The sequence below is a fragment of the Bacillus sp. F9_6S_D1_P_5 genome (assembly GCF_054823925.1).
Genome location: NZ_JBTREW010000001.1, coordinates 536,591 through 562,674 on the forward strand (window position 1 = coordinate 536,591; position 26,084 = coordinate 562,674).

The 26,084-nt window shown below is 33.8% G+C and carries 22 protein-coding genes and 2 pseudogenes; 23 read left to right on the plus strand and 1 reads right to left on the minus strand.

Features of this window, described 5'->3' with window-relative positions:
- Positions 1-7: 7 nt before the first annotated feature.
- From ACUXEY_RS02645 to ACUXEY_RS02740, 20 genes and pseudogenes are all read left to right on the plus strand, one after another.
- A complete protein-coding gene (locus tag ACUXEY_RS02645) occupies positions 8-1,258 on the plus strand; it encodes an MDR family MFS transporter (RefSeq protein WP_429602496.1) in 1,251 nt (416 codons plus the stop codon).
- A 491-nt stretch (positions 1,259-1,749) separates the two neighbouring features.
- Positions 1,750-3,450: a molecular chaperone HscC gene (gene hscC, locus ACUXEY_RS02650; RefSeq protein ID WP_461300015.1), complete on the plus strand. Its 1,701-nt coding sequence runs from the start codon at positions 1,750-1,752 to the stop codon at positions 3,448-3,450.
- On the plus strand, positions 3,450-4,730 hold the full coding sequence (locus ACUXEY_RS02655) for a J domain-containing protein (RefSeq protein ID WP_461300016.1): 1,281 nt from the start codon (positions 3,450-3,452) through the stop codon (positions 4,728-4,730). The genes hscC and ACUXEY_RS02655 overlap by 1 nt, the downstream gene beginning before the upstream one ends.
- A 12-nt stretch (positions 4,731-4,742) precedes the next feature.
- Positions 4,743-5,420 (plus strand): DUF1266 domain-containing protein, encoded by a 678-nt coding sequence (locus ACUXEY_RS02660; RefSeq protein ID WP_429602493.1) that lies wholly within the window; start codon positions 4,743-4,745, stop codon positions 5,418-5,420.
- A 423-nt stretch (positions 5,421-5,843) separates the two neighbouring features.
- Complete coding sequence (arsR, locus tag ACUXEY_RS02665; protein WP_175573773.1) at positions 5,844-6,170, plus strand: arsenical resistance operon transcriptional regulator ArsR; 327 nt, start codon at positions 5,844-5,846, stop codon at positions 6,168-6,170.
- A 60-nt stretch (positions 6,171-6,230) separates the two neighbouring features.
- Positions 6,231-6,668 carry an ArsI/CadI family heavy metal resistance metalloenzyme gene (locus ACUXEY_RS02670; protein WP_429602492.1) on the plus strand — a complete coding sequence of 146 codons (438 nt, stop codon included), beginning with the start codon at positions 6,231-6,233 and terminating at the stop codon, positions 6,666-6,668.
- A gap of 18 nt (positions 6,669-6,686) precedes the next feature.
- Positions 6,687-7,727 (plus strand): ACR3 family arsenite efflux transporter, encoded by a 1,041-nt coding sequence (gene arsB, locus ACUXEY_RS02675; protein ID WP_461300017.1) that lies wholly within the window; start codon positions 6,687-6,689, stop codon positions 7,725-7,727.
- 25 nt (positions 7,728-7,752) lie between these two features.
- Entirely contained in the window at positions 7,753-8,157 is a 405-nt protein-coding gene (arsC, locus tag ACUXEY_RS02680) for an arsenate reductase (thioredoxin) (protein ID WP_461300018.1), read from the plus strand.
- 148 nt (positions 8,158-8,305) lie between these two features.
- Positions 8,306-9,133, plus strand: a pseudogene (locus tag ACUXEY_RS02685) (GNAT family N-acetyltransferase).
- Between the two features lie 60 nt (positions 9,134-9,193).
- Positions 9,194-10,177 carry a phosphotransferase enzyme family protein gene (locus ACUXEY_RS02690; RefSeq protein WP_461300019.1) on the plus strand — a complete coding sequence of 328 codons (984 nt, stop codon included), beginning with the start codon at positions 9,194-9,196 and terminating at the stop codon, positions 10,175-10,177.
- A 55-nt stretch (positions 10,178-10,232) separates the two neighbouring features.
- Complete coding sequence (locus ACUXEY_RS02695) at positions 10,233-10,832, plus strand: DJ-1/PfpI family protein (protein ID WP_322356852.1); 600 nt, start codon at positions 10,233-10,235, stop codon at positions 10,830-10,832.
- Positions 10,833-11,199: 367 nt separating this feature from the next.
- The gene (locus ACUXEY_RS02700) at positions 11,200-11,949 is read left to right on the plus strand and encodes a metal ABC transporter ATP-binding protein (protein WP_144611903.1); all 750 of its coding nucleotides are present in this window, start codon (positions 11,200-11,202) and stop codon (positions 11,947-11,949) included.
- Complete coding sequence (locus ACUXEY_RS02705) at positions 11,946-12,812, plus strand: metal ABC transporter permease (RefSeq protein ID WP_098662346.1); 867 nt, start codon at positions 11,946-11,948, stop codon at positions 12,810-12,812. Before ACUXEY_RS02700 ends, ACUXEY_RS02705 begins: the two co-directional genes overlap by 4 nt.
- 17 nt (positions 12,813-12,829) lie before the next feature.
- Positions 12,830-13,765: a manganese ABC transporter substrate-binding protein/adhesin MntA gene (gene mntA / locus ACUXEY_RS02710; protein ID WP_429602485.1), complete on the plus strand. Its 936-nt coding sequence runs from the start codon at positions 12,830-12,832 to the stop codon at positions 13,763-13,765.
- A 292-nt stretch (positions 13,766-14,057) separates the two neighbouring features.
- Complete coding sequence (locus tag ACUXEY_RS02715) at positions 14,058-15,053, plus strand: CgeB family protein (RefSeq protein ID WP_461300020.1); 996 nt, start codon at positions 14,058-14,060, stop codon at positions 15,051-15,053.
- Between the two features lie 176 nt (positions 15,054-15,229).
- Positions 15,230-16,114, plus strand: coding sequence for an alpha/beta fold hydrolase (locus ACUXEY_RS02720; RefSeq protein ID WP_461300021.1), 885 nt, complete (start codon positions 15,230-15,232; stop codon positions 16,112-16,114).
- Positions 16,115-16,308: 194 nt separating this feature from the next.
- Complete coding sequence (gene menA / locus ACUXEY_RS02725) at positions 16,309-17,220, plus strand: 1,4-dihydroxy-2-naphthoate polyprenyltransferase (RefSeq protein ID WP_429602483.1); 912 nt, start codon at positions 16,309-16,311, stop codon at positions 17,218-17,220.
- A gap of 290 nt (positions 17,221-17,510) precedes the next feature.
- Positions 17,511-17,963: a MarR family winged helix-turn-helix transcriptional regulator gene (locus ACUXEY_RS02730; protein WP_461300022.1), complete on the plus strand. Its 453-nt coding sequence runs from the start codon at positions 17,511-17,513 to the stop codon at positions 17,961-17,963.
- 25 nt (positions 17,964-17,988) lie between these two features.
- Entirely contained in the window at positions 17,989-18,507 is a 519-nt protein-coding gene (locus tag ACUXEY_RS02735) for a GNAT family N-acetyltransferase (RefSeq protein ID WP_461300023.1), read from the plus strand.
- Positions 18,508-18,526: 19 nt separating this feature from the next.
- Positions 18,527-19,092 (plus strand): annotated as a pseudogene (locus ACUXEY_RS02740) (FMN-binding negative transcriptional regulator).
- Between the two features lie 181 nt (positions 19,093-19,273).
- Here ACUXEY_RS02740 and ACUXEY_RS02745 read toward each other — a convergent pair.
- A complete protein-coding gene (locus tag ACUXEY_RS02745; protein WP_461300024.1) occupies positions 19,274-20,224 on the minus strand; it encodes a nucleoside hydrolase in 951 nt (316 codons plus the stop codon).
- 634 nt (positions 20,225-20,858) lie between these two features.
- On the opposite strand from ACUXEY_RS02745, the gene ACUXEY_RS02750 reads away from it, so the two are divergent.
- The 3 genes from ACUXEY_RS02750 to ACUXEY_RS02760 all read left to right on the plus strand — a co-directional run bounded on the left by ACUXEY_RS02750 (position 20,859) and on the right by ACUXEY_RS02760 (position 26,024).
- Positions 20,859-21,221, plus strand: a complete 363-nt coding sequence (locus ACUXEY_RS02750; protein WP_098346744.1) for a Na-translocating system protein MpsC family protein — start codon at positions 20,859-20,861, stop codon at positions 21,219-21,221.
- A gap of 646 nt (positions 21,222-21,867) precedes the next feature.
- Positions 21,868-23,400 carry an NADH dehydrogenase subunit 5 gene (locus ACUXEY_RS02755; protein WP_429602478.1) on the plus strand — a complete coding sequence of 511 codons (1,533 nt, stop codon included), beginning with the start codon at positions 21,868-21,870 and terminating at the stop codon, positions 23,398-23,400.
- A complete protein-coding gene (locus ACUXEY_RS02760; protein WP_461300025.1) occupies positions 23,400-26,024 on the plus strand; it encodes a DUF2309 domain-containing protein in 2,625 nt (874 codons plus the stop codon). The genes ACUXEY_RS02755 and ACUXEY_RS02760 overlap by 1 nt, the downstream gene beginning before the upstream one ends.
- Positions 26,025-26,084: the final 60 nt, after the last annotated feature.

The window sequence follows — 26,084 nt, forward strand, 5'->3', positions numbered from 1 at the left end:
TATTACGTTGAAATGGTTATCTTGGGACAGAAATTTAAAAACTAGATTGATTGGCGAAACTATGTTCAATACATTGTTTTGGATGTATTTTCCGTTTATGGCAATATACTATAGCGATGCTTTTGGTAAAGCAATTGGCGGAATTTTAATGGCAATTATACCTCTTGTAGGCATAATAGGTAATTTGTTAGGTGGATATTTAGCTGATCGATTAGGGCGTCGACCTGTCATGCTATTAGGCACAATCATACAAGTAGCAATGTTTGCGGTTTTTGCTTTATCTCATTCACATTGGATTAATTATTTAGCCTATATCGGTATTGGAATTAGCGGGGCAATATACAGTCCAGCAAGTTCTGCAATGATAGCTGATATAGTGCCAGAAAAGGATAGAAGGGTAGTCTTTGCCACTTTTGTTACAGCAAATAATATTGGTGCTGTATTTGGACCAGTGTTAGGTTCATTTTTCTTCTTTCATTATCGAAGTGAATTGTTATGGACTTGTACAATTGTTACATTTATTTATTTTATAGCAATCTATTTCATAATTAGAGAAACGTTTCCAAAAGCTTCTAAAAATAATAGGGACAAAAACAAAATATCGAAAATCTTTAAAGAACAATGGAATAATTATACGAAAATCTTTAGTGATAAAATTTTCGCTCTTTATATAGTTGCTGGAATATTCATTATGATAGCTTTCATGCAACTCGATCTTTACCTTGCGTTATATGTAAAAGAATTTGTACCAACACAATCTCTTTTCTCATGGAGTACTGGTTCATTCTCTCTAAGTAATACTGAAATTTTCGGATGGATGATGGGGTTGAATGGGATTTTATTTGTTTTATGTTCTTTACCTGTTGCAAAATACTTTGAGAATTGGAGCGACCGAAATGTTTTAATTGTCTCTAATGTTTTATTTGGAACCGGTATGTTTTTAATAGGTCTAACGACGAATATATGGTTACTGTTTGGCTTTATGGCAATATTAACTATTGGGGAATTGATTCGTTCGCCAGTTGTGCATAGTTTTGTCAGTAAATATGCACCTGAAAATTCTAGAGGACAGTATATGGCAGCATCTAATTTACAGTTTACCATTGGGCGTTTTATTGCACCAATAATGATTGTATTTTCTACATGGCTATCTCCAATTGTTGTGTTCGGAATTATATTACTTTGTACCCTTGTTAGTGCAGTTTTCTATGTGAAAGTATTTCGTATGATTTCAAATACAACTATGCATAATGAATGATCAATTATTAAAGAAGCTTGTAAATCAATAACAAGCTAATAAAATACCATTTAAAAACGCTATTTTTTTCCGTTGAATCATAGGAGAGAATAGCGTTTTTGTATGTGTAATTTTGTAGAAGTGATAAAGTTTAGGAGGGAACAGTTTCAGGAAGCTAACGTATACTTTGCTGCTAAAGTACACCGTACATGTTTTTTAGTAAATAAAATTTGGGTGATGAGCGTATAGCGAGTAGCGGTTATTCCTGTGTGGTTTTTGTATTTAGATGGAAGAGAGCCTAAGGATGGATTGGGAATGAAATTTCAATGACTGGCAGTTTTAAACGATTCTATTATAAAATAAGTATCTTTTTTATAACTTAACAAAGTATTTCATTTAACTAGATTAAAATAGGTTTTTTACATTTAGAAAGTTCAGTATTATTAGTTTCTTACATACTTTTCCTATTTGTAATGGTATAGTAAAATATAGTAAAAAGAGAGGGGATTAGTATGGCGATAATTGGAATTGATTTAGGGACAACTAATAGTTTAGTAGCGACATGGTCGGAAGATGGTGCAAAGCTTATTCCTAATGTTTTAGGTGAATTTCTCACACCATCGGTAGTTAGTATAGATGAAACGGGTGAAATTTTAGTCGGGCGTATTGCGAAAGAACGACTTATTACGCATCCACAACTAACAGCAGCAACTTTTAAACGTTTTATAGGAACAGAGAAAAAATATGAGTTAGGTACATATACTTTTTCATCTGAAGAACTATCATCTTTTATTATTAAATCTTTGAAACAAGACGCAGAAGCGTATTTAAATGAAGAGGTTACCGGTACTGTAATTAGTGTCCCTGCCTATTTCAATGATACGCAGAGAAAATCAACGAAACGTGCAGCGGAAATAGCAGGATTAACAGTAGAACGCCTCATTAGTGAACCGACAGCTGCGGCAATTGCATATGGCTTATACCAAGAACAATCAGAAACAAAATTTCTCGTATTTGATTTAGGTGGAGGAACTTTTGATGTTTCCATTTTGGAATTGTTTGAAGGGATAATGGATGTAAAATCTATTGCAGGTGATAATTATCTTGGTGGTGAAGATTTCACAAAAAGTTTAATGACATTTTTCCTAGAATCCCATCAACTGGATCCAGATTCACTTGATTCAAAAACATTATCATTAATTTATACACAAGCAGAACGCTGTAAGCTTGCTTTGTGTAATGAGTCAACTGCAACTATGAATGTTGTGATTCATAATCAAACATATGAAACAAGTATAAATAGGGGGGAATTCGAAAAGATTGTAACGCCGCTACTGTTACGTCTTCGTTATCCAATTGAACGTGCTCTTCGCGATGCTTCGTTAAACCTAAATGATTTAGACGCTGTCATTTTAATTGGTGGAGCTACTCGAATGCCTCTTGTGAAATCTGTTATTTCTAAAATGTTTGGGCGTATGCCTTATGCAAATATAAACCCAGATGAAACTGTTGCTTTAGGTGCTGCAATTCAAGTTGCCTTAAAAGAACGAAATAAGGCGTTGGAAGAAGTGATTTTAACCGATGTTTGTCCATATTCTTTAGGAACAAGTGTTGTTCAAGAATTTGGAGATGGTAAGTCAGAGTCTGGGTATTTCTTCCCTATTATAGAGAGAAATACACCAATTCCTGTAAGTAAGGTGGAGCGACTATATACAGTAAAGGATAGACAACAATTTATAACTATTGATGTCTATCAAGGAGAAAACCGTAGGGTAGTAAACAATTTGAAACTAGGTGAGCTCAAAATCAAAATTCCTCCTGCTCCTGCTGGAAATGAGTCGGTTGATATTCGTTATACATACGATATTAATGGCATTCTTGAAGTCGAGGTAATAAGTACATCAACTGGGGAAAAGAAAAGAACAATCATACAGCAAAACGCTGGAAATCTTACAGATGAAGAAATAGAAAAGAGACTTTTAGAGTTAAGAGATATTAAAATTCATCCGAGAGATAGAGAAGAAAATCGACTACTTCTTGCAAAGTGCGAAAGACTTTATGAAGAGTTGCTTGGTGATGAACGTAAAAAGATTTCTATATTACTACAACAATTTGAGAGCGTGCTCACAACGCAAAATGATAAAAAGATTAAAGAAGCTTCCAGTAAGTTAAAAGAACATATTGAAAGTATGGAAAGGTGGGCAAATCGCTAATGAGTATTTGGGATACATTGGAGATTGAACCTACTGACAATATTTCAGTGATTAAAAAAGCTTATGCAAAACTCCTAAAAATACATCATCCAGAAGATGATCCAGAAGGATATCAAAGAGTAAGAGAAGCGTTTGACCAGGCAGTGAAAAGTGTAAAAAATATGAAAGATAAGCAGTCGATTCAAATAGATGAAATAAATGCACCTGATAGGGAATTTGTATTTTCCCCATGGACTGACAGTGATGCGGAAATTGCTACTACTACAGTTACTGAGCATCCAGTCTATACATTCATGGAAAGTGTTGAAACGCTTTATGATGATTTCTTTGCACGGATTGAGCAGGGAAATTGGGAAGAAATATTACGTTCAGATGTGATATGGGATGTTCAATATGCAGCAGCACTACAAGATCAGTTAATTGAATTTTTCTTATATCATTATCACTTCCCACATTCGATTTGGGAATTAATCGATCAAGTATTTCGATTCAGTGAACAAAAAGATGATTTAGTAAATGAATATGGAGAAGATACAATCCGATTTTTATTAGAAAGAATTAGCGGCGAAAAAGAAATGCGTTATGATATTTTTGAAAAAAATGATGATTTAGATTTTGAGTTGTATTTCTATATACGGGAAGAAATCCAAAGGAAGCTGTTAGCGAATGAATTAGTGGATGTAAAAGAAGAACTGGATCGTGCGTTGGCAATGTATCAAAGGGACCCTGAATTATTACGTATGCAAGGTATTTATTACTTACGTATAGGCAATAAAGAGAAGGCATTACAGGCATTTAGCAATATTCAATCAATTGATAAAGATGATCCAGATGCATTATTATATCGTGCCCGTATTCAGTATAATTCTGGGAAATTTCACGATGCTATCAAAGATTGTGAACATCTTCTTTCTGTCTATCCGGAGCATATGGATGCGATGCTCATGATGACAAAATGTTTAGAAAAAGCGGGAGAAATAGAGAAAGCTGAAAAAATAGTGCAGGATGCTTTACAAATAGATATGAACCATGTTGAGTTTCTTTCATACTTCAATTCATTTTTGGCACAAAGCGGAAAGAAACCAAATAAACCAGGGTTTACAATGGCCTATGTATTTGGTTGGATATTGATGTATAGTGGCATGTTTTTAAGACGTACTTGGGTGTATATTTTCTTTTTTATTCTTGCTATTATTACGCGACTACCTTTCAAATATATCCTTCTTCTTCCGGTTGTTTGGGAAGCGTGGAAGTTTTATAGACTGAAAATCAAAATATAAGGAGGAGCTTAGGTGTTCGTTTCAAGAAAGAAAAAACAGGTAAAACAATATTTACGAAGCATGTCTACTATATGTATGGGTACTTATTTTCTTATTCATTATTTTACAAAATATGAATTTACATTTATAAGAGACCGTATACTTGGGAAAAAGTTTTTGAAGGAGCAATTACGAAGATTTGATTGTAACGAACCAGCACAATTGAAAGAAATGATTGAGTGGTTATTAAAAGAAGGGTCACGCCAAGAATTTCAAACGATGTACAATCAATTAACTCCTCTTTCAGAAGCAAAGCGGAAGTTATTACTTTCAGGACAAGCAAACGATGAAAAAATGTACGTTGTGAATTACTCATTACACATGTTACCGGATGCTGGAATTGCTGCATTTGATTATGCATGGTGTATTTGTTTAAGTCGAATTGGTAAAAGATTAGGTTATTTATCTAAAAAAGAAGCGGAACATTATATGATACAAGCGGCAAAACTTGCTCAAAACTCCTATTCAGATTGGAATGAGTATTTTCTTGCTTTTCATATCGGTAGTCATTTTAATAAATTGGATATAGAGTTCAAGAACAAAAATAAATACAATCTTATGTACACATTGGATATGTTTAGAGTTAAAGATTCTTATGTGCATACAATTGCATGGAAAAATGACCTCCTTACAGATATGAAGAAAGGATAATGTTTGAGAGGAAAACCTTACAATTGGACTGTATGATATTAAGATTGATCATAAATACTACTTCACCAGATGAAGAAGTATTAATATGGTCGTTTGAAAATTTAAATGTAGTGCCATAACAGTGTCTTATGTTAAATCAATAGAGAAATGAGAAGGTGTTTCAAAGAGTCTTCGGTTAGAGTTGATACTTCTCATTTCGTATAAAAATAGTACGTTATCCTATTTATGAGAATCATAGTAAGGATAACGTACTATTTTTTCTGTTATGTAATCACATTAAAATATAATGATTTACTAAGGAGCTAAAGGTGTATTCTTTATAAGATGTGAAGGAAGAGAAGGTTAAGTTAATCAAAAAAAATTGATTAATAAGTTGCATATAAAACTCATCTGCGTATATACTATAAATATCAAAAAAATTTGATGAAGGGAGAGGAACCTACAGTGGCACAGGATTTTAAGTTATATGAGAAAAAGTTTAAAGCGTTGGCTGATCAGAAGCGTTTAGAGATTATGTATGAACTTTGCCAGCGAGGCCAGACTTGTGTATGTGATTTAACAGAGATTTTTGAAATGACGCAATCTAAGTTGTCCTATCATTTAAAGATTTTATTAGATGCAGGTTTAATTGTAAAAGAAACAAAAGGTACGTGGAGTTATTATGATTTAAATGATGCGGAAGTAAATAATTTATTATCAGAAGAATTATGTTGTATCTTTAGAAAAACAGGCAAAGGTAGCTGTTGTTAAAATTTTGCACTATTAATCAAAAAAAATTGATTAATAACAAATAAAGAGGAGGAATAAGCTATGAGATATGTTCATGTTGGTATAAATGTTACGGATTTAGAGAAGTCTATCGAATTCTACGAAAAAGTATTTGGTGTGTCACCAGTTAAGGTGAAAGTGGATTATGCAAAATTTTTATTAGAGACGCCAGGACTTAATTTTACACTGAACGTAAGAGATGAAGTGAACGGAAATCAGGTAAATCATTTCGGTTTCCAAGTGGATACAGCTGAAGAAATTACATTTCATAAAGAAAGATTAGAAAAAGAAGGGTTCTTTGCGCGTGATGAGATGGATACGACTTGTTGCTATGCAGTTCAAGATAAGTTTTGGATAACAGATCCTGATGGGAACGAGTGGGAATTCTTTTATACAAAAGCACAGAGTGATGTTCATAAAATTGAAGATCCATCTTGTTGCACGACTTCTAACGTAGTAGAACAAAATTCTTGTTGTTAATAGGAGATGGAAAATAAAATGAAACGTTTATCTTTTCTAGATCGATATTTAACACTATGGATTTTTCTAGCTATGGCTGTTGGGATTGGTGTAGGGTTTGTGTTTCCTAGTGTAGTAGACGGACTGAATACATTACAAGTTGGAACAACGTCTATCCCGCTAGCTGTTGGTTTAATTGTCATGATGTATCCACCATTAGCAAAGGTTCGTTACGAGGAAATGGGCCGAGTATTTAAAGATGTAAAAGTATTGGTTTTATCTTTAGTACAAAACTGGGTTATTGGACCTGTACTTATGTTTGTTTTAGCAATTATTTTTCTTCCTGATAAGCCAGAATACATGGTCGGGCTCATTATGATCGGCTTAGCACGTTGTATTGCAATGGTAATTGTTTGGAACGATCTTGCAGATGGGGATAAAGAGTATGCAGCAGGTTTAGTGGCTTTTAACTCAGTATTCCAAATGCTATTCTTCTCTGTTTATGCATACGTGTTTGTAACAGTCATTCCAGAATGGTTAGGAATTGAAGGGGCTATTGTCGATATTACAATGGTAGAAGTAGCGAAATCAGTATTTATCTACTTAGGAATTCCTTTTATAGCAGGTATGTTAACACGTTTTGTACTCGTTAAGTTAAAGGGAAGACAGTGGTATGAAAAGGTGTTTATACCTAAGATTAGTCCACTTACATTAGTTGCATTATTATTTACAATCATCATTATGTTCTCTTTAAAAGGGGAAATGATTGTTAGTGTACCACTAGATGTAGTAAGAATAGCGATTCCATTACTCATTTATTTTATTGTGATGTTTTTTGTTTCTTTCTTTATGGGAAGAAAAATTGGTGCAAACTATCCGGTGACGACAACGTTAGCATTTACAGCAGGTAGTAATAACTTTGAGTTAGCAATTGCTGTAGCAGTTGGTGTGTTTGGTATTCATTCAGGCGCAGCATTTGCAGCTGTTATCGGGCCGTTAGTGGAAGTACCTGTAATGATTGCACTTGTAAACGTCGCTTTTTGGTTTAAGCGTAAATATTTTAATGATCAACCAGTATAATTTAAAAACAAAGGTGGAAAACAACATGGAAAACAAAAAGACAATTTATTTCTTATGCACAGGAAATTCATGCCGAAGCCAAATGGCAGAAGCGTGGGGGAAACAATATTTAGGTGATAAGTGGAATGTATATTCGGCAGGAATCGAAGCACACGGAGTAAATCCAAATGCTATTAAAGCAATGAATGAAGTAAATATCGACATAACAACTCAAACTTCGGATATGATTGATGCAAATATTTTAAATAAAGCTGATATAGTTGTTACCCTTTGTAGTCATGCAGATTCTGTTTGTCCTTCGACACCTCCGCACGTAAATCGTGTTCACTGGGGATTCGATGATCCAGCAGGAAAAGAGTGGTCTGAATTTCAACGTGTCCGTGATGAAATTGGAGAACGTATAAAGAGATTTTCTGAAACAGGGGAGTAAATAAAGGAAAGAGCCAATCTTCTATTTTATAGGGATTGGCTCTTTTTTATTATATATTTCATTGGTTTAAAACAACTATCAAAACGAATAGAGAATATTCTATCATGGTGGTAAAGTTAGAATAGAGCAGTTTTAGGGGGGATAACATATGATTTCTGAATTAAATAAGACGGATTTTTATAAATGTAACAGGTTAGTAAATGAAAAAGGTCAATTAGAAGTAAAAGCTGTAATTGCAGGAGTGAATCCTGGTCGTATATTTGTAGATAACATCTATTCTCCTCATTCAGGACTTATTTGGTTAGGGAATAATGATGGCTTCTTTTTTATTGGCAATGCTGAAAATGAAAAATTTAATAATGAAATGAATAGTTTTATTGATAATATAATAATACCTGAGGCTAGAAAGGTTGGACTAACTTGCTTTGAAGCAATCGGTAATCATTCAAAGTGGAATAAAACAATCGAAAGAATATTTCAGCATCGTAAATTAAAAAGTTGAAATCAAAGAGTGTATACGCTAAAGGAAGAGGATTATGAAGGCAATCATGAACCTAAAATTGAACAAGGGTATACTGTGATAAAAATAAGTAAAACTCTCTATGAAAATCAAGGGAATGTATTGAATATTGAGTTTTTACAATCAAAAATTTTAGAGTTTTGGTCCTCAACAGATGAATTTTTTAATAAGGGAATAGGTTATTGTATTGTTTATGACGGCATGATTGTAAGTGTTTGTTCTTCAGGGTTCGTTTTTGAAAATATACACTGTATAGATATTGAAACGATAGAAAGTCACCAAGGGAGAAAATTAGCTCAAACGATAGCTCATAGTTTCGTAAAAGAATGTTTGGCGAATCATATCATTCCATATTGGGACTGCATGGAAATAAATAAGCCTTCTGTGGCCGTTGTAGAAAATGTAGGTTTTACAAATGTGTTTAATTATGTAGGTTATTATTTTCCGTTTGAGTAAGTTTGGCTTGTTTTACAAACCTCTTATCTTAGAAAGTTTTTTACATGTAAGGAGAATAGTATGAAACACATAATAAAAGACGTAGTAATAAATTATTTTAAAGAAATTCATACATTAGTAGTGGAAGAAGAATTACATAAGAACAGTTGGCATACAGATTTGCATTATAAAATTATCGTAAATGGAGAACGATATTCCGCACGGTTTATAAATAGCGATCGAATAAGTAATCCAGCCTTTGGGACGTTATCTAATGAACAATTGAAAGAGCAAGTACGGTTTACGTATTATTTGCGAGAGCATGAAATTCCGTTTATGCAGATTAAGGAGAATATGGCGGGGGATTGCTTTACATTACTCACTTGGAATGAGGAACAGTACCGGTTTGTATTGTCTACTTGGATTGAAGGGGAACATATTACTCATTGTACAGAAACGATGGCAGAAGTCTTCGGAAAAGAAGCAAGAAAGATACATGATATTTCTAGTACGTTTCAAAGCTCGACTTTTCAAAAGAAATCTCATTTAGATGGATATGGTGAGTTTATAAGACTATTAGAAAATAAAGGTGGTACATGCAAGGAATTGCAGAGGTATATGGATTTAGCTAAGTATCATATAGAAAGCGCACATACGAATGATCTAGAGTATATAGTACAAACGGATTTAAATCCTTTAAATGTCATATGGAACTCCAATCAATCTGTAAAAGGAATTATAGATTTTGAATCCATTGCATATGTTGATCGTATTGAAGGTTTAGCCTTTTTAATAAAGTGGTATTCCCGGACAGAAGGAATAGAGTCACATGTAGTATGTCCGAAAGTTGCTAAAGCATTTTTAGAAGGGTATAAAGCTAATAATATTTTAACTTCAAATGATTATAAAAGACTTTCTTCGTTGCTATGGTTATCAGGTAGTCTAAATTGGAATTTCGTTAAAAAGACGATAGGTCTATTAGGTGATGAGATTGCATTAGTAGAACATTTGAGAGTTTATAAAGGAAGAGGAGAAAGACTGTCGTCATTGTTAATTGGTAGATAACATTTATTATTCTAATTTTGGATGCGAAAAAGAAACCATATGGGGTGTTCAAAAAATGAAAATACAAATTGTATTGTTTGACGGTTTTGGAGAGCTTGTCTCCTTTGCACCTTTTGAAGTACTAAAAAGGGCAATAGAAGAAGGGGCTCCGTTTACAGTTGAACTCGTATCAAGTGAACGAAAACAAGAAGTTACTACCTCGTTTGGAGTTACGGTTACACTACATGATTTTTTACGAATGGATAATCGCCCAGATTTGTTAATTGTACCTGGTGGTGGCTGGAATCATAAAGCTGAACATGGGGCACGAAAGCAAGCAGAGCTTGGAACACTGACAGAAACGATTAGAGAGATGCATAATGAAGGAACGATTGTTGCGGGAGTTTGTACAGGAGGTATGCTGCTAGCAGCCTCAGGTATATTGAATGGTAAAAAGGCGACGATGCACCATTTGGCACAAGATGAAGTCAGTAAATACGGAGCTGAACTTCTTCATTATAGAATTGTAGATCAAGGCGATATTATCACTGCAAGAGGAGTCACTTCAGGAATTGATTTAGGACTTTGGATTACAGAAAGGTTCGCAAGCTCCCAAATTGCAGCTGCAGTTGAATATAGAATGGAATACGAGCGGCGAGGTGTTATTTGGAAGTGATTTAATTATATTTTTTGCTGTAGAGCGTATTAAATAGTATAAAAGAGAAAGAGCCAACTCATACGAGTAGGTTCTTTCTCTTTTATACTATATTGCTTATTTTTCACAGTAATATCTTTTTTTTTAAATCATAAAATAGATAATATATTTTGTTCCACATTGATAATTATTTTCATTATATATTTATAAATTAGTAAAATTTAGTTTACAAATTTGTGTCTAGCTTATATAATTTGACTCATATAAAAAAGTTTCCTTAAGGAAACTTAAGTGCGGATTTTCATTCGCTGTATATTTTTTTGCTTAAAAGTTGCCTTTGTGCAAAATAATTATATATAAGAAAAAAAGAAAGGGGAATGCATAAAAAATGGATGAGGCTATAATTGTTAAAGATTTGTTTGTATCTTATCAAGGGAATCAAGTAGTTCAAAATGTTTCCTTCGATATTGAAAAAGGGAAGCTCGTTGGAATTATTGGTCCAAACGGTGCGGGGAAATCTACTTTAATGAAAGCTGTTTTAGATCTAATTCCAAGTGATAAGGGATATGTTCAAGTTCTTGGGGAGGATATTCGAAGTGCTAGAAAGCATGTTGCTTATGTACCACAAAGAAGTGATATCGATTGGGATTTCCCGATTACAGTTTTAGATGTGGTGCTAATCGGAACGTATCCATCTTTAGGGATGATGAAAAGACCGAAGAAAGAGCATCGAGATTGGGCATTTGAATGTTTAAAAAAGGTCGGCATGGAAGAGTTTAAAAATCGCCAAATTGGTGAGCTTTCAGGTGGACAACAACAACGTGTCTTTTTAGCGAGAGCATTAGCACAAAAGGCGGAGATATTTTTCTTAGATGAACCGTTTGTTGGAATTGATGTAACAAGTGAAGAGACAATTATTAAAATTCTTAGAGAATTACGTAAAGAAGGAAAAACAATTGTTGTTGTACATCACGACCTAAGTAAAGCAGAGTCCTATTTTGATAAATTACTATTATTGAATAAGAGCTTAATTCATTACGGAGAAGTAAGGCAAGTATTAGAACCAACTGTTATGTCAAAAGCGTATGTAAATCACGGCATATTGTTTAATAATGCAGCGGAGGTACATTCATCATGAAGATTGTAGAATTTATAGATGCATTAATGCAGTACGGTTTTCTGCAGAAAGCGTTATTAACTTCCGTTATGGTAGGCGTTATTTGCGGCGTAATTGGCTGTTTTATTATTTTACGAGGTATGGCTTTAATGGGAGATGCCATTTCACATGCTGTTCTTCCAGGCGTAGCCCTTTCTTATATGATTGGTATGAACTATTTTATAGGAGCGGTTTTAACAGGTGTTATTACTGCAGTTGGAATCGGATTTGTAAGTCAAAATAGTCGAATTAAACATGATATGGCGATAGGGATTATGTTTACATCTGTTTTCGCTGTAGGGATTATTTTAATTACCTTTATGAAAAGTAGTTCGGATTTGTATCATATTTTATTCGGGAATGTTCTATCAGTTCGTTCTTCCGATATGTGGATGACACTTATTATTGGAGTCGTCATTATTGGTCTTGTGATTTTGTTTTATAAAGAACTACTCGTATCCACTTTTGATCCAACGATGGCGCAAAGTTATGGATTGCCGAACAAATGGATTCATTACGGTTTAATGATTTTACTTACAATGGTTACAGTTGCTTCACTTCAAACTGTGGGAATTATTCTAGTTGTCGCTATGCTTATTACACCAGCGGCTACAGCGTATTTATTAACAAACCGTTTATGGGTCATGATTTACTTAGCGGCAGGAATTGGTGCGCTTTCATCTGTAGTAGGGCTGTATTTTAGTTTCTCGTATAATCTTGCTTCAGGTGCAACAATCGTTCTCGTTGCAACATTCTTGTTCGCATTGGCATTCTTTTTCTCACCGTCACAAGGTTTGTTTTGGAGAGCTATTAAAATTAGAAAAAATAGAGCAGAGTTGTCATAATTGATTGGAGGATAATGATGAAATTAAAAAATATCTTATTATCGGTAATTTGTATTTTCGTATTTGCATTAACAGCGTGTTCTAGTAACACAAATGGGAAAGAAGAGGGTAGTGGAAAATTAAAAGTTGTAACAACATACTCCATTATATACGATATGGTGAAGCAAATTGGTGGAGATAAAGTTGAGATTCATAGTCTTGTTCCAATTGGAGCTAACCCACATGAATATGATCCACTACCGAAAGATGTTATGAAAATGACAGATGCAGATATGGTGTTTTACAATGGGCTAAACTTAGAAGAGGGCGGAGCATGGTTTAAAAAACTATTAAAAACGGCAAATAAATCAGAGAAAGATGCACCGGTTTATAAAGTAAGTGAAGGTGTAGAAGCTATTTATTTAGAAACAAAAGGATTAGAAAAAGAACCAGACCCACATGCTTGGATGAATATTAAAAATGGTATTGTATACGCTGAAAATGTGAAGAAAGCATTAATTAAAGAAGATCCTAAAAATAAAGAGTTCTATACTAAAAATGCCGATAAGTATGTAGCGGAACTTCAAAAATTACATGATGAGACAGTGAACAGAATTCAACAAATCCCTGAAGAAAAACGTTTCTTAATTTCTAGTGAAGGTGCATTTAAATATTTTGGAAAAGCATATGGCATTAAGACGGGATACATTTGGGAAATCAACTCAGAAAATCAAGGTACTCCAGATCAAATTAGAGATGTTGTAAGTTTAATTCAAACAAACAAAGTTCCGGCTTTATTTGTCGAAACAAGTGTAGATCGACGTAGTATGGAAACTGTTTCAAAAGAAACAAATGTACCGATTGCAGGTACAATTTTTACAGACTCACTAGGTAAAACAGGGGAGGATGGAGATACTTACTTGAAAATGATGAAATGGAATACAGATACCATTATTAATGGGTTACAGAAATAAAATCTAGCTAGTGTAACTATTGAGATTTTATACGATAAGAAAGAGCCAATTCATGTGTGAATTGGCTCTTCTTTTATATATCATGTTTTATTAATAATCTGGTTGAAGTAACAGATTTTAAAGAAGGTGAAACAATATTATAAGAATCATCCACCGCTAGTCTGTAAATCAGGAAAAGTTCAACATAATGGACATAAACGGTGCTTATACATGTAAAGTAAGAGGTCATGAAAATGAATAAAGACTGCTAATTTTCGTGCACTTTGATTATGTAGAAATAGGGGGAAATGACATGAAGGGCAATACTCCTAAGAAAATTTTATTTATTCAATCGGGAATTCCTTTTTATTATCCAATGATCGAAGCGGCAATTTTGAATAGTTTACAAAAGGTAAACAGCGATACCATTATGATGAGTCCAGAAAAAGCTATAAAAACCGCGTTAAAAATGAAACCAGATTTTATTTTGGTACTAAGCGGTTTAAGTGAAGAATTTTATCATATTATGCCATTCTTAAAAAAGGCAGGATTTACTACTGGGCTTTGGCTGACAGATGATCCTTATTATACGGATATAACACAAAATTTTGTTCCGTATTATGACTACATATTTACGCAAGATTTAAATTGTATCAAGTTTTATAGAGCGATAGGGTGTAAGAATGTGTTTCATCTTCCTTTAGCAGCAAATCAAGAGGTATTTAAACCTTCTCTTAAAGAAGATACATATAAGTATGATCTTAGTTTTATAGGCACAGCATTTGAAAATAGAATTAACTTTGTTGATTCTATTTCAGAGTATTTAGCAGAAAAAAATACAAAAATTGTGGGGTTCGGTTGGGAGAAGTTAAAGAATTATGAAAGGTTAAAGGATAAAATACAACTCTTGCCACTTGCGAAGTATGAAGATGCGTTACAATTTTATGTATCTACTAAAATCAATATAAATTTGCATCGTTCACTAATTGATCAGGAATTGAATTGTAATTCTGCAAATATTCAAGCGTATTCAGTAAATAATAGGACGTTTGAAATTAATGCTGTAGGTTCTTTTCAGTTAACTGATATACGCCCAGATGTAGCAAAACATTACATACCAGGTGTTGAAATAGAAACTTTTAATAGCGCATCGGAGTTTATAGAAAAAGCGGAGTATTATTTGGAACATGTACAAGAAAGAAAACGTATAGCAAAAAATGGGCTGGATAGGACTTTGAAACATCACACATATGATAAACGAATCATACAATTATTAAACTATATTAATTTGAGGGGCGTGAAGATGTAATCTAACCATTAACTGAAATGATAAGTGTTTAGTGCTTTCAACTAGAGGTAACTCCCGCATTCTATAAAAATCATTTACGAAAAAGGGATTTGGATAATTTTGTTGAATTTATTTATTCTGAAAAAACAATTTTGCATTGGAACTAATTTATATCTGATAATTAGAGGAGATTAAAAATGAATCACTTTTTTGTAGAATTTGGTGAATATAAGGCAAGTGTTTGTGAATGGGGGGATAAAAGTAACCCTCAAATCATTTGTTTTCATGGTTTAGGAAGTACAAAATTAAGTTTTATAGAAATAGCGGAGTTTTTTAAAGATAAATACCATATTGTATCGTTTGATCTACCAGGACATGGGAAAACACCAAATTTTGAGAAGGATCAAGATTATGGTGCAGCCCATTTAACAAATTGGGTAGTAGCATTACTTGAGCACATAGGAAAAGAAACATTTCATATAGTAGCGCATTCATGGGGCGCAAGCGTTGCGCTTCACTATGCAGCAGAATGTCCAGAAAAAGTGAATAAAATGGTTTTGTTAGATGGTGGTTATCATCATGGTGAAATGAATGCAGATTATTTTGCGAAGCTATATAAAGATGCGAAAGAAGGAGAGTGTCCACCACGATCATTAGAAGAAGAGATCACTCATTACGAAAAGGATTTTAATGAATATGTTTTTGACAGTAAAGAAGCATTCATCCAATCAGAAAAAATGGCTTACAGCAGGTGGTCACCATTAATAGAACGTGCGGTTTATGACTTAATGCGAGAAGAAGATTGTAAAGTAAAATGGCATGCTACTGGCGATACCGCTAGAGGTGTAATTAAGTTTCAATATACGGTGTATAAAACATTGAAACCTCATAAAATTAAAAGCGATATTTTATTGTTGTATTGCGATCTTCCCGATAATTATTTAGAAATAAGAGAATTGCAGATAGCAGAATTTAAGAAGCGTATTAATATTACAACTAAGCTTTACAAAGATACAGGGCATTTAATGCATTGGGATAGACCAGAAGAGATTGCTGAAGATGTTTTAAAATGGTTCATATAAAGAAGGTCCGTTGTTCGAATGTGAGCAATGGACTTTCTTTTGAAAAACTGAATTCAAGAGTGATAGAGGGATAAGCAAGAGCATTACAGTTCTATTACCAATTCATTTTTTGATATAATGGATGCGTGGCAGAAAACAGATAGAAAGATACTGCTAGTAATTTATACTTAAATGTAGGGAGCTTGAATAGAGTTATGGGGACAGAAAAAGAAATTAGTTCCGCTAAATTAATATGGAAGATGACACGCCCGCATACGTTAACGGCGACGTTTTCTCCTGTAATTTTAGGGACGGTGGCATCACTTTATGTTGCCAAAATTGATTGGCTTTTATTTATTGCGATGATGGTTGCATGTTTAGCATTGCAAATAGCGACGAATTTATTTAATGAGTACTATGATTTCAAACGTGGATTAGATACCGCTGATTCTGTTGGGATTGGTGGCGGAATTGTCCGTCACGGATTGAAACCAAAAAATGTGTTAACAGTTGCGCTTTTATTGTATGTAGTAGCAGCAATTATTGGAGTTTATATTTGTATGAATAGCAGCTGGTGGTTAGTCGTCATCGGTTTAATTGGGATGGCGGTTGGCTATTTATATACAGGTGGCCCATTACCAATTGCGTACACTCCGTTTGGAGAATTAGTTTCTGGATTGTTAATGGGGACATGTTTTGTACTCATCGCTTTCTTTATTCAAACGAATACGATAACGACTGAAAGTGTATTGATTTCCATTCCAATTGGAATTTTAGTCGGTGCAATCAACATGTCGAATAACATCCGAGATATCGAAGAAGATATTAAAGGTGGAAGAAAGACATTAGTAATCCTCCTTGGGAGAGGAAAAGCAATAGTAACACTAGCAGTAGCCTTTTTCATTGCTTATTTATGGATTGCCGTAATTGTATTGATGGGTTATATAAGCCCTTGGGCATTAGTTATGTTCCTAGGTTTGAGAAAGCCAATCTCTGCAATTCAAAGTTTCCAAAAAGGAGCAAAGGATCCCGGGTATATGCGCATCGCCATGAAATCAACAGCGATGACAAATACGATTTTCGGCTTCTTATTATCGGCAGGTTTATTAATCAGTTATTTGTTTTAATTAAAAAATCTTGTTAAATAACTTAACCCCAATTTCTCAATTTTAATATGGAGAGATTGGGGTTTTTGTTTTTTAATTTCTTTAATGTTGTAAATTTGAGTTTTACTATAAAACTAGAAGTCACTTAAATATTTCCTTTTCGAAAAGAGGATAAACTGGTTAGTAAGATTCAGTTATTTTAAAGTATTCATCAATATGTTTTTTTATTGCATTTACAATAAAAATATTTTATATTAAATGTAATTTTAAAATATTGCATTTGCAACAAAAAACGTAATGAGGAGCTACTTATGAAGGAAATTCTTCGTGAAATTGGAATGATAGCAAGGGTATTAGATTCTATAAGTAATATAGAATTTAAAGAATATGAGCTGACAAAAGGGCAGTATTTGTACCTTGTACGAATATGTGAAAACCCAGGTATCATTCAAGAAAAGCTATCTGAGATGATAAAAGTGGATCGAACAACAGCATCTCGTGCTATAAAAAAACTTGAAATGAATGGCTTTATTGAAAAGAAAGAAGATGAACATAACAAAAAAATAAAAAAACTCTTTCCAACTGAGAAAGGGAAAAATGTGTATCCCTTTATAATAAGAGAAAATGATTATTCCAATGCCGTTGCATTGGAGGGGTTTTCTGAAAAAGAATCAGAAACTATTTTCAATTTTCTTCAAAGGGTAAGAGGGAATGTAGAAAAAGACTGGGATTTTGTAAAAAAAGGGAACAAGAGAATGTATTGATCATATAAAGGAGTGACGTATGTAAATGACTATAAATATAAAAAAGTGTACTCTTGAAGATTTACATAAGCTTCAAGAAATTAGTTATGAAACATTCGATGAGACATTTAAGCATCAAAATTCACCCGAAAATATGAATGTTTATTTGGAAAAGGCATTTAACTTAAAACAATTAGAAAAAGAATTAGCCAATCTTTCTTCTCATTTCTATTTAATTTATTTTAATAATGAAGTCGCTGGATACGTAAAGGTAAATATGAATGACGCTCAGTCTGAAGAAATGGGTGAGGAATTACTTGAAATCGAGAGGATTTATATAAAAAGCACGTTTCAAAAACATGGGCTTGGTAAATATCTATTAAATAGAGCGATTGAAATTGCAATGGAACATAATAAAAAGAAAATCTGGCTAGGCGTTTGGGAAAAGAATGAAAATGCTATCGCTTTTTATAAGAAAATGGGATTTGTCCAAGTTGGCGCCCACTCGTTTTATATGGGTGATGAAGAACAAACAGACTTTATAATGATTAAAACACTTAAATAACTTTGTTAAAAGGGGGGATATTCCAAAATATTTTAAGATTAGAGATTTTGATGAGTTTTTCTAAAAAACCCCTTTGGTACGATTGTCATAACAGAACAAGGGAAGCCAATTGCCATTCATTTGCCTTTGGGTTAAATAAAAAAGGTGATGATTACTATATTACTGGTCATATGGCTTATGGAGATAATTAGCCGGAAATATCGGGAATCATGGAGATGTGCTTGGTGTGTTTCAAGGACCACACGCTTATATTTCCTCTTTTCGGTATATAGAAAGGAAGAAGTTCCAATATGGAATTATCAGGCCATTCATGTATATGGTACAGCAAGCATTTTAGAGATAGATGAATTAATAGAAGAACTAGCAATGATGCTAAAAAAGTATGAAGAAAATCGTGAAAATATAGTTTTATGGGATGAACTTTTTCCTCAGCTATTAGAACGAGAATTAAAAGGAATTGTTGGATTTAAAATTAAAGTGCAAGAAGTTAAAGCTGCATATAATTTAAGCCAGAAACGTAAGGAGAAAGATTATTCAAATATCGTTGATAAATTGCGAGCGGAAAAAAATCCTGATTCTCAGTAAATGGCAAAGGTGATGAAAAAGAGGGTTAAAATTATAAAACAGTGCTATAGGACACTTTATGATTTTTTTAAGATATAGTTGCTTTAATTGAATGAGAAATATAAAAAGTAGATTTCCTGTACGTTAAGTGAAGTGGCATTTCATTCACATAATCCGTATTATCTGAAGTTAATAAAGTCTATTACACTCTCTTCTTTAAGAACGTTTCCATAATATCCTTCTTGAATCTTTCATAATCAAACTGAAAAGCTACATTATGCGTTTTATAGCCTGGATTAGTAACAAAACGAAAGTCTGCAATACTTTGACCAAAACCTTCTCCTTGATCAGGAATTATTTTAATAGGTACTCTTGAAAGACCAACAGCCTCTTGGTTCAGCAAATACCACACTGTTACAAAATCATGCATAGGGCTTCCACTTATACCAGGATTAGACTTGGAATAAAAATTATAATAATAGTCCAACATAGGTTTGAGGATGAGCCCTGCAAGATCCTGTGTATTTCGATGAAATTCATCGATTTGTTGGACCATTTCGGGTGTAACAATCGCATGTTGAGTCACATTTAAAGGGATAATTGTCAAGTTCTTTGCATGCTGCAGAATTAAGTTTGCTGCATAAGGGTCGGCGTAAAAGTTAGCTTCAGCTACAGCAGTTACGTTACCTGGATAGAAAAAAGCTCCCCCCATGCAAATGCATTCTCTTACGTTTCGCATTATTTCTAAATTCAATACAAAAGTCGTAGCTAGCGAAGAAAGTCTTCCTAAATTGATAATTGTAAGATCTTCCAAATTTGATTCTATAACTTGATAAATATCATTTAAAGGATAAACTGGATATGAAATTTCAGGTGGAATAATAGGCCCTAATCCAACCTTTCCATGTACCTCAGGGAAATACTGAATCAAGATACCTGTCAATGGTACAGAAGCACCAAGGAATACAGGTATCTCTTCTCTTCCCGCAATGTATTTCAAATAGTTAATATTTCTTATTACATTTTCTCTTGATACATTTCCATAATCGGCTACAATTCCTACAAGTTGAATATCTTTACGAAAAAAGGTGTACAGTATAGCAAACGCATCGTCAATCCCCAAATCTGTAAATAGGAGAACCTTTTTTTGCATAACTTTTCCTCCAAAATTTATATAATCCAACTTTCACTAATGATGAAGTGATCAGGTTAAGCTTGTATATATATTTTATGTATTCTGAAAGATTGCATTCTATTCACTTAAAATAGTCTTGCTCATCTAAATTTGATATTATGTTCAAACGTAAGCTTCCGTTCTTAAGTTGATAGTCATCGGGTACTATCCCAATATACGTAGCGAAATAGGACTTAAATACTAGATAGTTATTTATTTAGCTCCATTTGTATTCATCGTCATTATTCTTGCATTGAAATATTTAATGAACGTTGCAGATACGACAAAAGCAAGTAATTCGAATAGTCCATAGAGCTGTTTAGAAAGTATATGATGAAAGAAAAAGCAAGTGATCTAATATTGAGGGCACTTGCTTTTCTTTTTATTTGTTTATGAACTTAACTTTATTTTGTAGAAATATCAAAGGAGAAATGAAAAACTATACTTACAACAATTAAAAGGTTGATTGACTGAAACAATATAAAAAGGACTATTAATTTTATAAGAGTCTTTTTTGTAATTGCTATAATTTCTACTTAAGAATTGAAAATAAAATTAATCCAGATTATTATATTGTTATTGTAAATTTATTTTATTGAAGGAGGATACATAAATGAAAAACTCAAAAGGTTCTATTGAATCAGAGATAAGTAAAGCAATTACTCACTGGGAAAAGGACTACTTAGGACGCGGGTCTATATCCGTTAAGACAGATATATTACGGGATATGATTATCGTAAATTTACAAGGTATTTTAACACCGGCTGAATATACTGTTTGCGAAACAAAAGACGGTATGTTAACGATAAAGAAAAATCGTTCGGAGCTAGTTGAATCTGGAATTGAAGAGTTAAAAGAGATTATACTAGAATTAACTGGAGAGAAAGTGAAAAGCTTTCATACGGATATAAGCTCCCGTACAGGCGAACGAGTAATGATTTTTAAATTGCTTCATAATCTTGAGGAAAAGTTTTAAAAATAAAAAACATCTTAAGATTAGTGGAAGATAAACTAAAAATGTAGTGGGAGGATTAAGAAACCTACAAGTTTTGCAATTTGTTTAACTTTATTAACATGCTAATAATTAAAAATTTGAAGTTATTAAGGTATAATAAATTCTGATTGAAATAACGTTCAAAAAACGGATAAATAAATTGACAAACTGCTTAATATGGTTTATCTTATAATTGTTTTAAAAAATTGATAGATGCTCATTTTAACAGTTTGCTATAATTAAGGCTTTAGCATTTTTTTAATATGTAATATTGACTAAATGAAAAAGTTTCTTAATGAAAAGATAGCTTATAACATAAATTGATATATTGATTGCATAATCTAGGAGATCAGAAATATACATTTCTTTTTAACAGGAGTAATACATACATTATTATCCTCTATAAAATGGGAGCTCTTCAAAAAACTTTATTGAAGTTAGTTGAAGGGAAACCGACAATCTCCATAATTCAATGATGATATAAAATCATTGAATTATGGAAGTTGTCGGTTTTTTTTATGGGAAAAAACGATGTACTAAAAAGAGTGAATGAAAATTGAAATTAAAAAACTATCTTACTTAAAAGGAATTTTTATAGGTTATTTTCGTTTGGAAGGGAGTATTGTACATGTTAATTTCGCTGAGTTCATCAACACTGTTAACATTATTTTTTATGGCGCTTAGTGCTTCTTGGCTAAGTGGATTGTTGTTTTTACATGCAAGGATGCCTTTACGTTTTGTTCATATCCATATTGGTATCGCTGCTTTGCCTTCATTGGTTTCTTTACTCGCACTTGTTAATCACAATGGAGATAGAGTTGTAGGGCCTTGGCATTTAGATACTTTAGCTTGGTTTATGGCTTTCTTTGTTCTTACAATTGGTTTAATCATTCAACGTTTTTCTATACGTTACTTACTGGGAGATCGCTCATATCGAAAATACTTTGCACTTTTTACATTTACTACAGGTGTATCTTCAGTCGCATGGTTAAGTAATGATCTTCGTTTCATGATTATTTGTTGGGGAGCAACTCTTATAGGATTGGTTTTACTCATAGGTCTAAATAAAGGGTGGAAAGTAGTTAGCGAAGCAACAAAAATTTCTAGTTATTTATTTATAATAAGCTGGATCGCCTTGCTAGCAGCTATCATTTGGCTTTTTCAAGTCACTGGACAGTGGCAGTTAACATCAGTTTTAACGAATGAAAATGTAGCTCAATTTGGAACGTTGGAGAAAACAGGAATTAACTTATTGATTATAGTAGCTGTGATGATTCCAGCAGCACAATGGCCTTTTCAAAGGTGGTTAATTGAGTCAGCTGTTGCTCCAACTCCTGTTTCTGCTATTATGCATGCGGGTTTAGTAAATGCTGGCGGTATCATGTTAACTAGATTTTCACCTCTTTTTCATGATGATATTGCACAAATCATTTTACTAATTTTCTCTAGTATTTCTATCTTAATCGGAACAGGAATTAGTCTAGTTCAAGTTGATTATAAACGTCAGCTAGTGGGATCAACTATTGCACAAATGGGGTTTATGCTTATTCAATGCGCATTAGGAGCCTATTTGGCGGCTGTTATTCATTTAATTTTACATGGTTTATTTAAAGCTACACTGTTTTTACAAGCTGGTTCTTCCGTACAACGTTTTGGGGCAGTGAAGCCGTCTAATGAAAAGATGTCTAATTTATGGACTATGGTCGGGCGTGTTTTCGGATTATTTATAGCGATTGCTTTTTGGTTTACGACTTCTGGAGAAGGGTATCAATTAGTTAGTGCGTTCATTTTAGGGTGGTCATTATACTTTTCATGGAAACAGCTTGTTGTTTTTGGAGAGGGAAGAATGGGACGAATTGTTGGTCTATTTATTTTAGCTGGATTTTCTCTCATTTACTTTACCGTTCATAATTCTCTTTATAAATGGTTGCATACTGACATGTATCAAAATGTTCAACCTTCAGCTTCAGCCGTTATTTTTGTTATATGTCTCTTATTATTTGGTAGTGCTATTAGTACTCTCGTTACTCGTAATCAATCCTCTACAATGTTTGCTGTAATGTATCTTTGGTTCGTTCGAGTAGGTGAGGCGAGACAAAAGTCAGTAGAAAGTCATCCAAGCTATCTTAAACATTATGTATCAAAGGGAGGTAATCAGTGATGAGCATACAGTCAATCTTAACGAAAGAAACTTTAAAGAAGAAAGATACAAATATTGAAATACAAGAAAAGAATATGAATGATTTAGTTGAATCTGCTAGCCGAGTGATTGCACCACTTTGGCCGATCGCTACATTTGCAGCTCATCACCCTTGGATGGGACTTGAAAAACAATCATTTGAACAAGTTGCAGATTGGTTAAAAGAAATTCGTAATGTGGATATATATCCTAGTGCTTCTATGATTCATTCGGCAAAGACGAAAGGGGAGATTGAGGAATCATTTTTACAAAGTGGCTTGTCTCATTGGCTTGATTCACAATCTTTTCATATCCCGCGAAAGAAAGTGGAGCAGTTTTGCCAAGCAGCATTAAAATTAGAGGAATTACCTTCTAGTCTATTATCATCGCCACAATTAAATAAACTGGCAGAAGAAATGAGTTATATAAATACAGAGAGTATGAAAGGCTCTTCTTTGCAACCTGTAAGTTCACTTATAGAGAATCAAAAGGGTGAAAACCTCTCTAATATTCTTAATTATCATATCATTAAATGGTGTAAATTATATTTGGATGATTCCGGGTCAAGTTGGACGATGCCAAATCGAGAGAAAGGTTTGTATCGTGCATGGCATCACCTTATTAAATTTGATCCAGCGCTTAGTAAAAATGAGCGTAGCGTTTTAAAAGATTGGCCACAGGATGCTCAGGTAGCTTTAACAAGAGCGTTATCTGAACTAGGAATTTCTGAATCTAACATGCAAGCTTACCTTGAAGAGCACTTGCTTGCTTTGCCTGGGTGGGCAGGAATGATACTATGGCGTTCACGACAGTCAACTCAGGAGCAGGAACTCGTTATAGAATATTTAGCAGTTCGAATTTCTATGGAGCTGGCCATTGTCAAACCTTATTTACCTATAAAAAATCAAAAGGCTGAGAAAAAAGTTGCGATTGTCCCACTTATAGCTTCTTGGATCTACTGGGGGAATATTTCAACCCTGGAATGGTCACAAATGTCTGCAGCTGAACAAAGCGAATTATTAGCATTTGCTTATCGTTTTGATGAAAATATTCGCAGGAAACTTTGGCTAGAAGCTTGGGAACAGACGCATGCAGAGCAATTAAGGGAGAAGGTTGCTTCTAAGCAACGTGCAACTAATGATAAAAAACGTGTACTAGCTCAATTAGCATTCTGTATTGATGTCCGTTCAGAACCGTTTCGCCGCCATCTAGAAAAATTAGGTCCGTTCGAAACGTTTGGAATAGCTGGTTTCTTTGGGTTACCAATTGCGACTAGTGAACTAGGTAGTAATGATAGCCATCCTTCTTTGCCAGTTATATTAAAACCGAAACATCAAATAAAAGAGCTCACGGATGAAAATGAATTTAAATCTTATGAGCAACGTAAGAAGATAGACAGCTCAGTAAGCTATACGTTTAAAACGATGAAACAAAACGTACTGACAAGTATGCTATTACCTGAGGTAAGTGGCCCTTTACTTGGTTTACAAATGATAACAAGGAGTTTTGTGCCAAGAAGAGTAGGTAGTTTCCTTCGTAACCTTCGTAAAACGATGTTACAAAAACCTGATACAACATTCTCACTTAATCATGTTCATGATACAAAATGTGAGATACCTATCGGTTTTACGAAAGAAGAAAAAGTGAACTATGTGCGTCAGGCTTTAAAAATGGTGGGATTGACAGAAAAATTTGCGCCTTTAGTTGTAATGTGCGGACATAGTAGTCAAAGTACGAACAATCCTTATGCCGCAGCGCTTGAGTGTGGTGCTTGTGGCGGAGCAGCAGGGGGATTCAATGCAAAAGTTTTCGCTACTTTATGTAATCTTCCAGAAGTAAGAGAGGGGTTGTCTGCTGAAGGTATTAAAATTCCTGAGGACACCATTTTTGCAGCAGCTGAACATAAAACAACAGTGGATGAATTGGAATGGATTTACGTCCCACAACTTTCGGAAACTGCGCAAGAAGCATTTGATTGTATCGGGTCGATTATGCCAAATGTGAGCCAACATGCAAATAGAGAGCGTTTAATGCAATTACCTAATTTTAAAACGGAAATAAAAAATCCGAGTAAAGAAGCACACCGATTTGCAGAAGATTGGAGTGAAATACGTCCGGAATGGGGATTAGCCCGTAACGCATCTTTTATTATCGGGCAGCGTGAATTGACTCAGGGTTGTGACTTAGAAGGTAGAGCTTTCCTTCATAATTATGATTGGAAACAGGATGAAAGTGGCGATATATTAGCTAACATCATAGCGGGACCAGGAACAGTAGCGCAGTGGATAAATCTACAATATTACGCTTCAACTGTAGCCCCTCATTATTATGGTAGTGGAAACAAAACAACACAAACCGTAACGGCGGGTCTCGGTGTTATGCAAGGAAATGCAAGTGACTTGTTGCCAGGCTTACCTTGGCAATCCGTTATGCAGTCAGATAGTGAAACGTATCATTCACCACTTCGTTTATTAATTATAATTCAAGCGCCTACTAAATATATAGAACGCTTGCTAAATAATGATTTCACATTTCGAGAAAAAGTTCAAAATGGATGGGTTAGACTTGCAAGTGTTGATCCAGAAGGACAATGGAAAAATTGGTAACAATCATGTCATGAATAATCAACTGTCGTTACTAGTTTAAAAGTTCCATAAATACAATAA